This is a genomic window from Naasia aerilata (assembly GCF_030296595.1).
Classification (GTDB): domain Bacteria; phylum Actinomycetota; class Actinomycetes; order Actinomycetales; family Microbacteriaceae; genus Naasia; species Naasia aerilata.
The window spans coordinates 1,055,897-1,070,391 of sequence record NZ_AP027731.1; the positions used below are offsets into that span (position 1 = coordinate 1,055,897).

At 71.6% G+C, this 14,495-nt stretch carries 14 protein-coding genes; 4 read left to right on the plus strand and 10 right to left on the minus strand.

Annotated features, from left to right (window positions below):
- Positions 1-35 precede the first annotated feature (35 nt).
- Positions 36-689 (minus strand): GNAT family N-acetyltransferase, encoded by a 654-nt coding sequence (locus QUE51_RS05695; protein ID WP_286278637.1) that lies wholly within the window; start codon positions 687-689, stop codon positions 36-38.
- Position 690: 1 nt separating this feature from the next.
- Positions 691-1,977, minus strand: a complete 1,287-nt coding sequence (locus QUE51_RS05700; protein WP_286278638.1) for an adenylosuccinate synthase — start codon at positions 1,975-1,977, stop codon at positions 691-693.
- A 427-nt stretch (positions 1,978-2,404) separates the two neighbouring features.
- Here QUE51_RS05700 and QUE51_RS05705 point away from each other — a divergent pair, with 427 nt between their 5' ends.
- From QUE51_RS05705 to QUE51_RS05715, 3 genes are all read left to right on the plus strand, one after another.
- Entirely contained in the window at positions 2,405-2,863 is a 459-nt protein-coding gene (locus tag QUE51_RS05705; RefSeq protein WP_286278639.1) for a hypothetical protein, read from the plus strand.
- Positions 2,860-3,456, plus strand: coding sequence for a hypothetical protein (locus QUE51_RS05710; protein ID WP_286278640.1), 597 nt, complete (start codon positions 2,860-2,862; stop codon positions 3,454-3,456). Before QUE51_RS05705 ends, QUE51_RS05710 begins: the two co-directional genes overlap by 4 nt.
- A gap of 76 nt (positions 3,457-3,532) precedes the next feature.
- Positions 3,533-5,347, plus strand: coding sequence for a YhgE/Pip family protein (locus QUE51_RS05715; RefSeq protein ID WP_350226757.1), 1,815 nt, complete (start codon positions 3,533-3,535; stop codon positions 5,345-5,347).
- Here the strand turns inward: QUE51_RS05715 and QUE51_RS05720 are convergent.
- Positions 5,337-6,056: a TrmH family RNA methyltransferase gene (locus QUE51_RS05720; RefSeq protein ID WP_286278641.1), complete on the minus strand. Its 720-nt coding sequence runs from the start codon at positions 6,054-6,056 to the stop codon at positions 5,337-5,339. The genes QUE51_RS05715 and QUE51_RS05720 overlap by 11 nt on opposite strands.
- 54 nt (positions 6,057-6,110) lie before the next feature.
- Between QUE51_RS05720 and QUE51_RS05725 the strand changes: the two genes are divergently transcribed.
- Positions 6,111-7,073 (plus strand): quinone oxidoreductase family protein, encoded by a 963-nt coding sequence (locus tag QUE51_RS05725; protein ID WP_286278642.1) that lies wholly within the window; start codon positions 6,111-6,113, stop codon positions 7,071-7,073.
- A 5-nt stretch (positions 7,074-7,078) separates the two neighbouring features.
- Here QUE51_RS05725 and QUE51_RS05730 read toward each other — a convergent pair whose 3' ends face one another.
- Genes QUE51_RS05730 through QUE51_RS05760 form a run of 7 tightly spaced genes read right to left on the minus strand, consistent with a single transcriptional unit; the run spans position 7,079 to position 14,399 of the window.
- Positions 7,079-8,269 (minus strand): acyl-CoA dehydrogenase family protein, encoded by a 1,191-nt coding sequence (locus QUE51_RS05730; protein ID WP_286278643.1) that lies wholly within the window; start codon positions 8,267-8,269, stop codon positions 7,079-7,081.
- A 47-nt stretch (positions 8,270-8,316) separates the two neighbouring features.
- Positions 8,317-9,432 (minus strand): CaiB/BaiF CoA transferase family protein, encoded by a 1,116-nt coding sequence (locus tag QUE51_RS05735; RefSeq protein ID WP_286278644.1) that lies wholly within the window; start codon positions 9,430-9,432, stop codon positions 8,317-8,319.
- The gene (locus QUE51_RS05740; protein ID WP_286278645.1) at positions 9,429-10,883 is read right to left on the minus strand and encodes an aldehyde dehydrogenase family protein; all 1,455 of its coding nucleotides are present in this window, start codon (positions 10,881-10,883) and stop codon (positions 9,429-9,431) included. Before QUE51_RS05740 ends, QUE51_RS05735 begins: the two co-directional genes overlap by 4 nt.
- A complete protein-coding gene (locus QUE51_RS05745) occupies positions 10,883-12,331 on the minus strand; it encodes an aldehyde dehydrogenase family protein (RefSeq protein ID WP_286278646.1) in 1,449 nt (482 codons plus the stop codon). Before QUE51_RS05745 ends, QUE51_RS05740 begins: the two co-directional genes overlap by 1 nt.
- Positions 12,331-13,119: a sugar isomerase domain-containing protein gene (locus QUE51_RS05750; RefSeq protein WP_286278647.1), complete on the minus strand. Its 789-nt coding sequence runs from the start codon at positions 13,117-13,119 to the stop codon at positions 12,331-12,333. Before QUE51_RS05750 ends, QUE51_RS05745 begins: the two co-directional genes overlap by 1 nt.
- A gap of 27 nt (positions 13,120-13,146) precedes the next feature.
- Positions 13,147-13,902, minus strand: a complete 756-nt coding sequence (locus QUE51_RS05755) for a phosphorylase family protein (protein WP_286278648.1) — start codon at positions 13,900-13,902, stop codon at positions 13,147-13,149.
- Complete coding sequence (locus QUE51_RS05760) at positions 13,902-14,399, minus strand: PfkB family carbohydrate kinase (RefSeq protein WP_286278649.1); 498 nt, start codon at positions 14,397-14,399, stop codon at positions 13,902-13,904. The genes QUE51_RS05755 and QUE51_RS05760 overlap by 1 nt, the downstream gene beginning before the upstream one ends.
- Positions 14,400-14,495: the final 96 nt, after the last annotated feature.

Sequence of the window (14,495 nt, forward strand, 5' to 3'; positions counted from 1 at the left end):
GCCTCTGCCGCCGAACGGCCCCGAGGCCTCCGGCCCTAGCCCCGGCCCTCGTCGGATCGCTCGTCGCTGAGCCGGGAGGCGGCCGGCGCGAACGAGGCCACGCGGCGCTCGAGGCGCTCCCGCACCTCGGGCCACTCGTCCACCAGGATCGAGTGGACGGCGGAATCCCGCCAGCTGCCGTCGGCCCGGCGCTTGTCGCGGCGAGAGATGCCCTCGAACGTCGCCCCCAGCTTGAGGATGGCGGCCCGCGAGCGCTCGTTCAGCACATCGGCCTGCAGCTTCACCCGGCCGAACCCGGACGCGAACGCGTGCCCGAGCATCAGGAGCTTGGTCTCCGGGTTGACGACGGTGCCCCAGACCTCGGGCGCATAGGCGGTCCAGCCGAGGTGGATCGCCTCGTTGGCGAGGTCCACGTCGCCCAGGGTCGACGTGCCGACGACGGCGCCGTCCTCGATCCGGCGGACCACGTAGCTGATGCCTGCGTTGTCCCAGAGGTAGTACCGCTCGGCGAACGCGGCGAAGCCGTCCGCGGTGTCCCGGTAGCCGGCCGGCCCACCGCCGTAGCCGCCGGCGAACACCTCGGGGCGCCCGATGGCGGCGAACAGCTCCGGAAGGTCGGCGCGCTGCATCGGCGCCAGGCGCACGAAGCGCCCCACGAGCGGCTCGCGGGAGAGGGGCTGTGCGGTCACGTCAGTCGAGGAGGTCGTGGCGGACGACGATCGCGTCGCGATCCGGACCCACGCCGATCGCCGAGATGCGCGAACCGCTCATCTCCTCGAGCGCGAGCACGTAGTCCTGGGCCGCCTTCGGGAGGTCGCCGAACTCGCGCGCCCCGCCGAGGTCCTCGCTCCAGCCGGGCAGCTCCTCGTAGATGGGCTTGGCATGGTGGAAGTCGGACTGCGAGACCGGCACCTCGTCCACGCGCGTGCCATCGACGTCGTAGGCGACCGCGACCGGGATGGTCTCGAGGCCGGTGAGGACGTCGAGCTTCGTGAGGACGAAGTCGGTGATCCCGTTGATGCGCGCGCTGTACCGGGCGATGGGAGCGTCGTACCAGCCGGTCCGGCGCGGCCGGCCGGTCGTGGTGCCGAACTCGAAGCCGCGAGCGCGCAACCACTCGCCCGACTCGTCGTGCAGCTCCGTCGGGAACGGACCGGCGCCGACGCGGGTCGTGTAGGCCTTCACCACGCCGAGCACGCGGTCGAACCGGTTGGGGGCGACGCCGGAACCCGTGGCGGCACCGCCACTCGTGGCGTTGGAGGACGTCACGAACGGATAGGTGCCGTGGTCGACGTCCAGCATGGTGGCCTGGCCACCCTCGAAGAGCACGGTGCGGCCGTCATCGAGCGCGCGGTTGAGTACCAGCGAGGTGTCGGCGACGAGCGGGCGGAGCCGGTCCGTGTAGCCGAGGAGGTCGTCGACGATCTCGTCGGCGCTGATCGCGCGGCGGTTGTACACCTTCACGAGGAGGTGGTTCTTCTGGTCGAGCGCGCCCTCGACCTTCTGCCGCAGGATGCCCTCGTCGAACAGGTCCTGCACGCGGATGCCGACGCGGTTGATCTTGTCGGCATAGGTCGGGCCGATGCCGCGGCCGGTGGTGCCGATCTGGCGCTTGCCCAGGAACCGCTCGGTGACCTTGTCGATGGTGCGGTGGTAGTGCGTGATGACGTGCGCGTTGGCACTGACGAGCAGGCGAGACACGTCCACGCCCCGGGCGCTGAGGGCGTCGAGCTCGTTGAACAGCACCTCGATGTCGATCACGACGCCGTTCGCGATGACGGGCGTCACGCCGTCGGAGAGGATGCCCGACGGCAGCAGGTGCAGGGCGTACTTCTCGTCGCCGACCACCACGGTGTGCCCGGCGTTGTTGCCCCCGTTGAACTTCACCACGTAGTCGACGCGGCTGCCGAGGAGGTCGGTCGCCTTGCCCTTGCCCTCGTCGCCCCACTGTGCGCCGATCAGTACGACCGCGGGCATGTCATCCCCTCACGTCTGCCGAAATGACCCATCCGAGTCTAGTGGGCGCGGGTTGCCGCCCCCGGCCGAGGGCGCCCGCCGGGCAGGAAATGCACCCTCCTGACCGAATCAAGGAGATCCTCGGCACCGGGAGCCTGGATCTGCGCCCTCAGAGCCTTCCGCCGCAGAATCTCCTTGATTTGGTCAGGAACATCCGCCGAGGGCCGCCATCCGGGTACTAACTTGCACAACAGTGTGCAACTTAGTACGGTGAGGGAATGACCACCGAGCGCGCACCCCGCCGCGACGCCGCAGAGAATCGCGCCGCTCTCCTCGACGCCGCCCGCCGCGTGCTCTCCCGCGACCCCGAAGCCCCCTCGAGGAGATCGTCGCCGAAGCCGGGCTCAGCCGCCGCGCCTTCTACGGACACTTCGCCTCCCGCGACGAGATGCGGGCCGAGCTGACCCGCCGGGGCGCGGAGCGGGTTGCGGCGGCCGTCCGCGACATCCGGCACGAGGACGCCCGGGTCGAGATCGCGCTGATCGGCACGGGACTCTGGGAGCAGGTGGAGGACGTCCGCGTGCTCGCCCAGGCCGCCGTCCGGGGCCCGCTGCAATCGGTGGTCGCCGAGTCGCTGGCGCCCCTGCGGGCGACCCTCGCGGCGACCGTGCGGCGCGGCATCGCCTCCGGCCAGCTGCGCACGGACATCGAGGCGGCCACGCTCGCGCGGCTCATCGAGGGCGCTGCGCTCGCCGTTCTCGACGAGGCCACCCGCTCAGATGTCAGCGACGCCCGCGGCCGCGCCCTCGTCGTGGCCGCCACCCTCGGGATCGCCGGCCTGTCCTGGCGCGAGACGCAGGAGCTCGTGGCCTCGACGTCCGAGCTGAACGGGGGCACGGCGCGATGAGGATCACCGCCTCCGAGGTCGCTGTCGGCACCGGCGCTGCTGCCGAGCTGCCGCCCGTCTCGGTCGAGTTCTCGCCCGAGTCCCCCGCCGTGCTCGCGCTCGACACCGACCGCCGGCCGACGGTGCTCTCCCTCGTCGTCTCGGGTCGAATGACGCCGACCGCGGGATCCGTGCTCCTCGACGGGCGCGCCGACGCCGCCACTCTCCGCACCGCCGTCGCTCTCGTGGACACCCCGATCGTCGCCGAGCCGGCCGCCGACCTTCCCCTCGGTGTCGTGATCCGCGAGGAGCTGGCCTTCGCGCGGCACCCCGCACGCGACGCGAGGGAGCTGCTCGAGGCCCTGGATGCCCGCGACTACGCGAAGGCACCGATCCGGCTTCTGCCCGGGGCCCTCCGCACGCGCCTCCTCGCGGAGACCGCGGCCGCGCGGCCCGGCGTGCGCGCCCTCGTCCTGACCTCCCCTGAGCGGCACGGCGGCTCCCCCGACGACCTCGCGGCCACCATCGCCGGCCTCGCCGCGCGCGGATTCGCCGTGCTCACCGTCACCACCCCCGCCACCCGCGAACTCCTCCTGAAAGCCGACCGGTCATGACCGTCCTCACCCTCGTTCGCACCGAGCTCCGCCGCCTCCTCGCGACCCCCTCGCGCGGCTCGCCTTCGTGGCGCTGATGCTCGTGCCGCTCCTCTACGGCGGTCTCTACCTCTGGGCCAACCGCGACCCCTACGCGGCGCTCGACCGCGTCCCCGCCGCGCTCGTCGTCCAGGACGAGGGCACGACCGTCGACGGCAGGCAGGTCACCTACGGCGCCGACATCGCGACGTCGATCGAGAAGGACGCGACCTTCGACTGGAGCACCGTCTCGGCGAGCGCCGCGGCTCGGGGCGTGCAGAACGGCACCTACGACTTCAGCATCACCCTGCCCGTGGACTTCTCGGCGAACCTCGCCTCCGCGGCCACCGACTCCCCGGATCAGGGCCTCGTCGTGCTGCGCACGAACGACACCAACAGCTACCTCGCGACCACCATCGCCGGGCAGGCAGCGGAGAAGATCCGGGCACAGATCGCCCGACAGGTCGGCGAGGAGGCGGCGGACCGCTTCCTCCTCGGCTTCAGTGACATCCGAAGCAGCCTCACGGATGCCGCAGCCGGAGCAGGCTCCCTTGCCTCGGGCGCGGCCGACGCCGCCGACGGTGCCGCCGCACTCCGGGACGGCACCGCCTCGGTCGCCACCGGTGCCTCCTCGCTGCAGGACGGGCTCGACCAGCTGTCGGCGGGTGCCGCCGCCCTTCCGGGCAGCACCGTCACGCTGGCCGCCGGCGCACGGTCCACCTCCGACGGTGCCGCGGCGCTCTCGGTCGGCGCCAGCCGGCTCGCCGCCTCCTCGGCCGCCGTGACGGGCGGCTACAGCCAGGCCCGAGGCGCGCTCGAACAGCAGCTCCTCGCCGCCGGGACGCCGCAGGCCCAGGTCGACGCCCTGCTCGCGGGGCTCGACCAGTACGGCGCATCGGTGAGCGCGCTGAATGAGGGAGTGCAGTCCCTCGCGGCGCAGGCGCCCGCTCTCGCGGATGGCTCGGCACAGGTCGCGGACGGGGCCCAGCAGCTCGCGGACGCCGCGCCCGGGCTGGCCGACGGCATCGCCTCCGCGGACGCGGGCGCCGCGTCCCTCACGACCGGCGCTCAGCAGGCGGCGGACGGCGCGTCGTCGCTGTCCGCCGGCACCGACCAGGTGGCAGCGGGCGTCGCGCAGCTGCGGGACTCCCTGCAGAAGGGCGCGGGCGACATCCCGGCGACGACCGACTCCCAGCGCTCGGTCCAGGCATCGGCGGTGGCGGATCCGGTGGCCGTCGAGACGCAGGCGGTCACCAAGGCCACCGATTACGGCGCCGGCCTCGCGCCGTTCTTCCTCACCCTCGCGGCGTGGATCGGCATCTACGCGCTCTTCCTCATCGTGAAGCCGCTGTCGCGCCGGGCGATCACGGCGCTCGCCTCGCCGTGGAAGGTGACGCTCGCGGGCTGGCTCACGCCGGGCCTCCTCGGTGTCGTCCAGGCGGCGACGCTCTTCGTGCTCACCACGACCGTCCTCGGATTCGGCGTCGCGTCGCCCGCGCCGATGCTGGCGTTCATGGCGCTCACCTCGCTGACCTTCGCGGCCATCCTGCTCGCGCTCAACGCCCTGCTGGGATCGGTGGGACAGTTCCTCGGCCTCGTGCTCATGGTCGTGCAGCTCGTCACGGCGGCGGGCACCTTCCCCTGGCAGACCCTGCCCGGGCCGCTCGCCGCCCTGCACCACGTCCTGCCAATGAGCTACGGCGTCGACGGCCTCCGCCAGCTGATGTACGGCGGCAGCGGAGCGACGGCGCTTGGAGACGCGGCGGTGCTGCTCGGCTGGCTTCTCGTGGCCCTCGCGGCAACCCTGCTCACGACCGGACGGATGACCCGGGCCCGGACGCTGCGCGACCTGCGCCCCTCCCTCATCGGCTGACCCCTCCGCTCTCGTCGGCGTCGAGGACGTGAGTCCGGATCCACTCGTGCATCACGATCGCGGCCGCAGCGGAGGCGTTGAGGGAGCGGGTCGAGCCGAACTGCGGGATGTCGACGACCACGGTCGCCGCCGCGATCGCCTCGGCCGTGAGACCCGGTCCCTCCTGGCCGAAGAGGAGGATGCACCGCTCGGGCAGGCGCACCGACTCGACGGGAACGGAGCCGGGGACGTTGTCGACGGCGACGATCGGCAGGTCCTCCGCCTCCGCCCAGGCGAGCAGGTCGTCGATGGTCGCATGGTGCAGGACGTGCTGGTATCGGTCGGTGACCATCGCCCCGCGGCGGTTCCAGCGCCGCCGGCCCACGATGTGCACGGTGCTCGCGAGGAACGCGTTGGCGGTGCGGACGATCGAGCCGATGTTGAGGTCGTGCTGCCAGTTCTCGATCGCCACGGAGAACGGATGCCGCCGCCGGTCGAGATCGGCGACGATGGCCTCCATGCGCCAGTAGCGATAGCGATCGACGACGTTGCGGGAGTCGCCGCGCTCGAGCAGCTCCGGATCCCAGTGCTCCCCGGCCGGCCAGTCGCCCGGCCACGGCCCCACTCCCCGCGTGGTCAGCTCGACGCTCGCTCCGGCCTCCGCCGCATCGACGGACGCCGGCGGCGCGCCGTCCTCGGACGGTCGCGTGCCCGGCTCCGGATCCACCATGGGATCAGGCTACGGCGGTGCCTAGGCTGGCCTCAGCAGGACGAGGAGGCACCGATGCCCAGAGCGATCGTGGCGGAGCACAGCGGAGGACCCGAGGTCCTGCAGGTGCGCGAGGTGGACCAGCCCCGGCCCGGGCCCGGGGAGGTGCTCATCCGGATCGCCGCGGCGGGCGTCAACTTCGTCGACGTGTACCACCGGGAGGCGCGGTACCCCACGCGGTTCCCCTTCACTCCCGGCTCCGAGGCAGCCGGCACCGTCGTCGCAGCCGGCCCCGGCGTGCAGTTCCGGGAAGGCGACCGGGTCGCGAGCGGCGAGGCGAAGAAGACCTACGCCGAGTACGCCATCCTGCCGGCCGAGAAGGCGGTCGCGGTCCCCGACGGCGTCGACGACCGCACGGCGGCCGCCCTCCTGCTGCAGGGCTTCACGGCCCACTACCTCTGCACCTCGACCTTCCCGGTCGGTCCCGAGCACACGGTGCTGCTGCACGCGGGCGCAGGCGGAGTCGGCCTGCTGCTCACCCAGCTGCTCAAGGCGCGGGGCGCCCGCGTGATCACGACGGCGGGCAGCGACGAGAAGGTCGCGCTCTCGCGGGCGGCCGGTGCGGACGAGGTGCTGCACTACGACGGCTTCGCGGACCACGTGCGCGAGCTCACGGGTCAGCACGGCGTGAACGTCGTGTTCGACGGGGTGGGCAAGGACACCTTCGACGACTCCCTCGGCTCGCTCGCGGTCCGCGGCATGCTCGTGCTCTTCGGCGCCGCATCCGGTCCCGTGCCGCCCGTCGATCCCCAGCGGCTCGCTGCGGCGGGGTCCGTCTTCCTCACCCGCCCCACCCTGAACTCCTACCTGCGCGACGCACGGGAACGGCAGTGGCGGGCGGGCGAGCTGTTCGACGCCGTCCAGGCGGGCCGGCTGTCCGTGCGGATCGGCCGGACCTACCCGCTGGCGGAGGCCGCGCAGGCTCACGAGGATCTGCAGGCGCGGCGCACGACCGGGAAGGTCCTGCTGCTGCCGTAGTGCGTCTACTTGAACGCGGCGATCCCCGTCAGCGCTCGGCCCAGCACCAGGGTGTGGACCTCGTCCGTGCCCTCGTAGGTGCGGACTGCTTCAAGATTCGCCATGTGACGCATGACAGGGAACTCCGACGTCACGCCGTCGCCACCGAGAATCGATCGAGCGGTCCCGGCGATCCTGATCGCCTCTCGCACGTTGTTCAGCTTGCCGACGCTGATCTGAGCAGGCCCCAAGGTCCCGGCGTCCTTGCTCCTCGCAATGTGCAGGGCGAGGAGCACGCCCTTCTCGTACTCGAGCAGCATGTTGGCGAGCTTGTCCTGCGTGAGCTGGAAGCGGCCGATCGGGCCACCGAAGACGTCGCGGGACGTCGCACGGCTGAGAGCCGCCTCGAGACACGTGCGGGCCGCGCCCATGACCCCCCAGACGATGCCGAAGCGCGCCTCGTTGAGGCAGGAGAACGGGGCGCTCAGGCCCGCGGCGTCAGGAAGCCGCGCGGACTCGGGCACCCGGACGCTGTCGAGGGAGATGTCGCACTGAATGGAGGCGCGCATCGCGAGCTTGCCGGCGATGGGAGTCGCCGTGAATCCGGTCGTCTGCGTCGGGACGAGGAAGCCCCGCACGCCCTCGTCGGTCTGAGCCCAGACGACGGCGACCCCCGCGATGCTCGCGAGGCCGATCCACCGCTTGGCTCCCGTCAGGATCCAGTCACCGCCGTCGCGGACAGCCCGGGTCCTCATCGCCGCAGGATCGCTGCCGCCCTCCGGCTCGGTGAGGGCGAAGCAGCCGATCACCTCACCGGCAGCCATGCGCGGCAACCACTCGTTCTTCTGCTCCTCCGAGCCGAACTTGGCGATGGCGCTCATGGCCAGCGAGCCCTGCACCGAGACGAAGGTGCGCCAGCCGCTGTCGGCTGCTTCCAACTCCAGACAGACTGCGCCGTAGCTCGTCGCGCTCGCCCCCGCGCACCCGTAGCCGGAGATGTGCATCCCCAGCAGTCCCGCCTCAGCCAGCTCGGGCACCAGCTCAGCGCGGAAGTGGCCGTTCTCGAAGTCCTCCTCGATGGTCGGCGCAATCCGCTCCCGCGCCACCCGGCGGGCGCGCTGCTGCCATTCGCGCTCGGTGGGCTGGAGGAGCTCGTCGAGATCGAAGACGGCCGCGAGCGCAGCTTCGGCGGCGACGGAGGAAGCGAGGGAGGGCATGGTCCGGACTCTTTCTGTGGGTGGGGCTAGGCAGAGCTGCAGCGCCGTCAGGCGTGGGGGTCCACGCGTGAGGCGCCGAGTGGAGGCGGGGGCAGGCGATATCGGGCGGGCGTCCGACTGAGAGCTATCGGGTTCGCGACCTGCGGGGAGCCATCGACCTCGACGACGGGGTGGAGTCCGAGGCGCTCGGCCAGGCTGAACGCCTCCGCGATCGTGTTGATGGGTCCTGCCGGCACGCCGGACTTCGTGAGCCCCTCGAACCAGGCGTCCGCGGACCCCTGACGGAGTCGTTCCGTGATGAGCGCCCCGAGCGCGCCTCGGTGCGCGACCCGGGAGGTGTTGGTGGTGAACCGCTCGTCATCCGCCAGGCCCGGGAGGCCGAGCGCGGCGGCGAGCGCTCGGAACTGGCCATCCGTTCCGACAGCGATGGCGATCGGCCGGTCCGCCGTCTCGAACACCTCGTACGGTGCGATGCTCGGATGGGCGTTGCCGAGGATTCCGGGGACCACTCCTGCTCCCACGTAGGCACCGGCCTGATTGACGAGGCCGGACAACAGGCTGGACAGCAGGTTCACCTCCACCCGCTGCCCCTCCCCGGTCTGACCGCGCGCGATCACGGCCGTCAGTATTCCGGCTACGGCATGCAAGCCGGTGATCACGTCGACGACCGCGACGCCGGCTTTCGTCGGCTCGTCGGCCCGCTGACCCGTGATGCTCATGAGTCCGCCGACGGCCTGCACCAGCAGGTCGAAGCCGGGGAGAGCGGCACCGCCCGCCGGGCCGAAGCCGGTGATCGAGCAGTAGATGAGGCGCGGGTTCTCCGCTCGCAGCTCCTCGTAGCCGAGGCCCAGGCGCTCCATGGTCCCCGTCCGGAAGTTCTCCACCACGACATCTGCGTCGCGCAGCAGTTCGAGAAGCCGCTCGCGATCTCGGGGATCGCCGAGATCCGCCGTGATCCCCTCCTTGTTGCGGTTCACGGAGGCGAAGTAGGTCGACGTCCCGGTGGAGTCGACGGGAGGCGCCCACGCCCTGGTCTCGTCGCCGGCTCCTGGGCGCTCGACCTTGACCACGCGCGCGCCGAAGTCCGCGAGGAGCATCGTCGCGTAGGGCCCGGCGAGCACCCGCGAGAAGTCGAGGATCGTCAGCCCCTCGAGCGCGGTCACGCCCCTCCTCGGAGGTAGACCGTCGTCGTGCGGGTGTAGAACTCGCGTGCCGCGAGCCCCTGCTCCTTCGGGCCGAGCCCACTGCCCTTGCCTCCGCCGAAGGGGACGTGGGGATCGGCGCCGGCAGTCTCCGAGTTGACGTGCAGGATCCCCACGTCGATGCGGTCGATGGCGTCCAGGGCAGTGCCCAGGTCCTGAGTGAACACGGCGGCCGAGAGACCGAACTCGCTGGCGTCCGCGAGCGCGAAGGCCTCCTCCACGGATGCCGCCCGCCGGACGGCGAGGACGGGGCCGAACAGCTCCTGCTTCCAGAGGAAGTCGGACGCCTCGGAGCTGTCGAAGACGACGGGACGGACGAAATGGCCCCGAGCGAGGTCTCCCTCGAGCTCGAGCGGGCGGGATGTCAGCCTGCGGGCTCCCTCGCCCTCCGCGCGTGCGACGCCCGCGTCGATCGCATCCCGGGCGCCGGCGGTGATCACGGGGCCGAGCTGCACACCTTCTTCGGTGGGATCTCCCACGACGAGGGCGTCAGCCCGCTCGGCGATCAGCGACGCGAACTCGTCGGCGATCTCGTTCTGAACGATCAGCCGGGACGTCGCCGTGCACTTCTGGCCGGAGGAGTTGAAGGCGCCGGCCAGCACCTGCCCTGCCGCCAGGTCGAGGTCCGCATCGGACAGCACCACGGCCGCGTTCTTGCCGCCCAGCTCCGCCTGCACGGGGATTCCCCGCGCAGCGCCCGCGGCCGCCAGGGCCCGCCCGACGGGAGTCGACCCGGTGAAGCTCACACCGTCGATCCCGGGGTGATCCACGAGCGCCGATCCCACCTCCCGCTCGCCGAACACCAGGTTGAGCACCCCGCTAGGCAGCCCCGCCTGTTCGAGGGCCTGCGTGAGGCGCAGGGCGAGGAGCGGGACGGTCCCGGCGGGCTTCCAGACGATCGCATTCCCGTAGGCGAGCGCCGGCGCGATCTTCCACGCGGGAATGGCGATCGGGAAGTTGAAGGGCGTGATGATCCCCACGGTGCCCAATGGTCGGTGGGTCACGAGGATCCGTTCCCCGGGGCGCGGCGAGGAGAAGAGGCTCCCGGCCTCACGGTCAGCGTCGCCTCCGTAGAAGTCGAAGATCTGGGCCGCCCGTCGCACCTCGCCCACCCCCTCCGGAAGGGTCTTGCCTTCTTCGCGCGCGAGTTCTCGCCCCCACTCCGCGGCATTGGAGCTGAGGACGGCGGCCGCCCGCTTCAGGACGGCTGCGCGGCCGTGAGCAGGAAGGGACGACCAGTGGTCTCTCGCCCGGGCAGCCGCGCGGACGGCGAGGTCGACGTCCCCCGCGCTGGCCGCAGTGCCCTCAGCGACGACCTGATCCGGACGGGCTGGGTTCCGGCTCACCAGTTGGCCGCCCCCGCCCGGCCGCCATTCGCCGCCGACGTACTGCTCGAGAAGCACCACCCCCATCAGAACCTCCGCCTCATCCTGATGTGCCGCTGCTGCATGAAGCCCTGCAGACCCTCGGGACCCAGCTCGCGCCCGAATCCGGACATCTTCCAGCCGCCGAAGGGGGCCTGGAGCTCCGTGATGTCGTTGACGTTGACGCCGACCCCGCCAGCCTCGATGCGCTCCGCGACGGCCCAGGCCCGATCCAGGTCCCCGCCGAAGACGTACGCGGCGAGACCGGCCGTGCTGTCGTTCGCGATCCCGGCGATCTGGTTCACGTCCGACCCTGCGTCGTACCGGTGGACGGCGACCACCGGGCCGAACGTCTCCTCGGTCATCACCCGCGTGTTCCGAGGCACCTCGTCGAGGACGGTGGGCTCGAAGAAGGATCCTCGGTCGTATCCGTCCCCGGAGAGGCGGCGCCCACCGGAGACGAGCACGGCGCCGTGGTCGAGGGCGTCCGCGATGTGCGCCTCTGCGACCCCGATCACGGCGCGGGTCGTGGTCGGCCCGCCGGTCACCCCGGCGTCGACCCCGTGGCCCAGTCTGATCGCCCGGGCCTCCTCGGCCACCGCCTCCACGAATCGATCGGCGATGGAGTCCGCGACGAGGATGCGGTTGACGGCGATGCAGATCTGGCCCGCGTTCGAGAATGAGCGCCGGGCGGCCGCCGTCGCGGCTTCCGCGACGTCCGCGTCGTCGAGCACGACGAACGGGCTCTGGCCGCCGAGCTCGAGCGAGACCCGCTTCATCGTGGTCGCGGCCGAGCGCATGATCGCCTGACCGGTGCGGGTCGACGCCGTGGCCGTGATCATGCCGATGCCGGGATGCGCGGACAGTGCCTCGCCGGCCTCGATCCCGCCAGGAAGGTCCGCCAGCACCCCGGCCGGGAGTCCTGCATCGTGCAGGCACTGGACGACGAGAGCCACGGCGAGCGGCGACTCGAGCGGCGGCTTCACCACGATGGCGTTGCCGCCGGCGAGGGCAGGTCCGATCTTCCACGCGTACAGGTCAACCGGGTAGTTCCAGGGCACCACCGCCGCGATCACTCCGATCGGCAGCCACTCCACCAGCGAGCGGATGTCGGAGCGTGGCGCGGGACGGAGACTGCCGGAGACGCGCAGCCCCTCCTCGGCGTAGTAGTCGAGCACATCAGCCGCGAACGCGATCTCCTTGACGCTGTCGGGAATGGGCTTCCCCTGCTCACGGGTCAGCGTGTCCGCGATCGCGTCGATCCGCTTCCGGATGAGTTCCGCTCCGCGATGCATGACCGAGGCACGCTCGGTCGCCCCACGCGCTGCCCACGCACGCTGTGCGGGCACCGCGGCCGCGACGGCCGCGTCCACGTCGGCCCGCGAGGCGACAGCGGTCCGCCCGACGAGGTCGCCGGTGGCGGGATCCCGCACCTCCAGGGTCTCGCCGCTCTCCGAGGGGACCCAGGAGCCGGCCAGATACAGCCCGCGGTCCATCACTTCACCACCGGGGCGGAGAACTCCCGGCTGCGGAGGCGACGCCACAGCTCCGCGTAGTTGCGGTCGTTCTGCTGATGCGCCTCCTTCGTCCGGTTCGAGTTGGTGTTGACCATGATCATGGGCTGGACCCCGCGGGCGACCAGCTCGGCTGCGGTCGATGCATTGATGGCATGGGACACCGCGACGGCGATCGAGGTGGAGGTCGGGCCCACCGGGTACTCGAGCCCGTCGATCACCTGCGACGCGTCCTCGAGGGGGATGCCCGTGTCGATCGTCACGTCGGCGATCTCGAACAGGCGCTGACCGCTGGAGTGACGGCTCGCCACCTGGGACGAGTGAGGGACGCTCGTCACTCCGATCACCTTCAGCCCGCGGGCCTGGAACTCCGTCGCCATGTCGAGGATCACGGGGTTGATGCCCGAGTGGCTGAACAGGATGATCGAGTCGCCGTCCTTCAGCTGATGCGACCGCAGGATCGCATGGCCGTAGCCCTCCTGCGTGTGCAGGAAGCGGTACTGGGCGGTGCCCTGGTCGCCGAGCACGTGGTGCATCAGGGCGATGGACGACTCGACGATGGGCCGGAAGCCGGTGACGCCGCCGGTGCGCGGGAAGCTCTCGAGTGCCGCGAAGCCGCCGTGCCCGGTGCCGAAGGTGAATACGAGGCCGTCGCCCGCGATGGAGTCGGCGCAGATGCGCGCGGCCGCGGCGATGTTGTCGGCCTGGGTGTCGCGCACCCAGGCGACCTTCGCGATCACGTCGTCGAGGTAGGTCTGAGCGATGGTCACTGGTGATCTCTCCCTTGCTCGTTCGGTTCAGACGCCGGCGGTCGGCACGGATGCGGCGAGCGCCGCGAACCCGGCGTGGAGCAGCTGCGTCTCGGCCGCGACGCGGTCGGCGTGCGGCATCTTCTCGGTGGTGTCTCCGGCGACGCTGGCCAGGCAGAGTGACGCCGCCGCGACACCCAGGGCGCGCGCGGCGATGAACACGGCACTCGTCTCCATGTCAGCCGCGACGACCCCCGCACGCGACAGCCGGCCGTACCGCTCGGCCACGGGCTCCGAGCCGGTCCCGGTCTCGAACATCTCGGTATAGAAGCCGTCGAAGGAGGCGTAGATGCCGGACCTGGTGGCGAGTCCGGCCTGCTGGACCGCTTCCTCCAGGCTTCGAGTGAGGGCGAAGTCGGGCACGGCCGGGTACTCGATCGGCAGATAGGTGGCCGAGGTGGCCTCTCCTCGTATCGCCCCGTGCGCCACCACGAATTCTCCGAGGCGAGTCTCGCCGAGGGTCATCACCGTGCCGAGCCGAACGAAACGGCGTACCCCCAACCCGGCGAGCTCGTGCAGAACCACGGCGGCGATGGGCGCACCCATGCCGAAGGCGCTCACCGTGATCCGCTCGCCGGCGTAGTAGCCGGTGGCGGTCGTCAGCCCGCGGTCCTCGTTCAGGAGCACCGCGCCCTGCATGAGGCCCGCGGCGAGGTGCACCCGGCCCCTGTCCCCGACGAGCACCGCCGATTCGCCCACATCGTCCGGTCCGCAGCGGAGGTACCAGGCGTTGTTGCTCGACATCAGGATGTCTCCTTCGGTGGTGCGCCGACCAGCTGGCCGGGGGTGGATCGAGAGCGGAGAAGCTCCGCCGCGGCGTTGGAGGCGAAGGTCATGAGCGCCGCGAGCTGCTCATCACCCAGTCGGGAGATGCCGCCCGCGCGCGCGGCCTCGCCGGCGAGCGTGCCGATGAAGGTGTCCCCCGCGCCGGTGGTGTCGGAGGTCTCGACCGCCTGGGCGGCGACCGCGCCGGAGCGGTGCGGTCCGTCAGGGGAACCGAACGCCCAGGTCACGCCGCGGGCTCCGTGCGTCTCCACGACGAGGGTGCCCGTGCGGACGAGGAGCTCCGGGGCGACACCTTCCAGAGTGACGTAGGAGCGTTCGCCTTCGCTGAAGCTCACCAGATCGGAGCGTTCGAGGAGTCGGCGGAGCAAGGCGGGCGAGTAGGCGTCGTCGTCGTGCTTGACGGCCCAGATCAGGGTGGCGTCGGCGCGGAGCGCGTCGAGGATGCCGACGGTCATGGCGCGCGGGGCGACCGTCAGGATGACGCAGTCGCTCGACGCGAGGACCTCCCGCTGCGCTGCGGTGAGCGCGGAGGGCAGGCAGTCCCCCGGATC

Coding starts and splice junctions, on each gene's coding strand:
- QUE51_RS05700 (WP_286278638.1), bottom strand. CDS start 1,977: ATGCCCGCGGTCGTACTGATCGGCGCACAGTGGGGCGACGAGGGCAAG.
- QUE51_RS05705 (WP_286278639.1), top strand. CDS start 2,405: ATGCGGGCCGAGCTGACCCGCCGGGGCGCGGAGCGGGTTGCGGCGGCC.
- QUE51_RS05710 (WP_286278640.1), top strand. CDS start 2,860: ATGAGGATCACCGCCTCCGAGGTCGCTGTCGGCACCGGCGCTGCTGCC.
- QUE51_RS05715 (WP_350226757.1), top strand. CDS start 3,533: ATGCTCGTGCCGCTCCTCTACGGCGGTCTCTACCTCTGGGCCAACCGC.
- QUE51_RS05720 (WP_286278641.1), bottom strand. CDS start 6,056: ATGGTGGATCCGGAGCCGGGCACGCGACCGTCCGAGGACGGCGCGCCG.
- QUE51_RS05725 (WP_286278642.1), top strand. CDS start 6,111: ATGCCCAGAGCGATCGTGGCGGAGCACAGCGGAGGACCCGAGGTCCTG.
- QUE51_RS05730 (WP_286278643.1), bottom strand. CDS start 8,269: ATGCCCTCCCTCGCTTCCTCCGTCGCCGCCGAAGCTGCGCTCGCGGCC.
- QUE51_RS05740 (WP_286278645.1), bottom strand. CDS start 10,883: ATGGGGGTGGTGCTTCTCGAGCAGTACGTCGGCGGCGAATGGCGGCCG.
- QUE51_RS05745 (WP_286278646.1), bottom strand. CDS start 12,331: ATGGACCGCGGGCTGTATCTGGCCGGCTCCTGGGTCCCCTCGGAGAGC.
- QUE51_RS05755 (WP_286278648.1), bottom strand. CDS start 13,902: ATGTCGAGCAACAACGCCTGGTACCTCCGCTGCGGACCGGACGATGTG.
- QUE51_RS05760 (WP_286278649.1), bottom strand. CDS start 14,399: ATGACCGTCGGCATCCTCGACGCGCTCCGCGCCGACGCCACCCTGATC.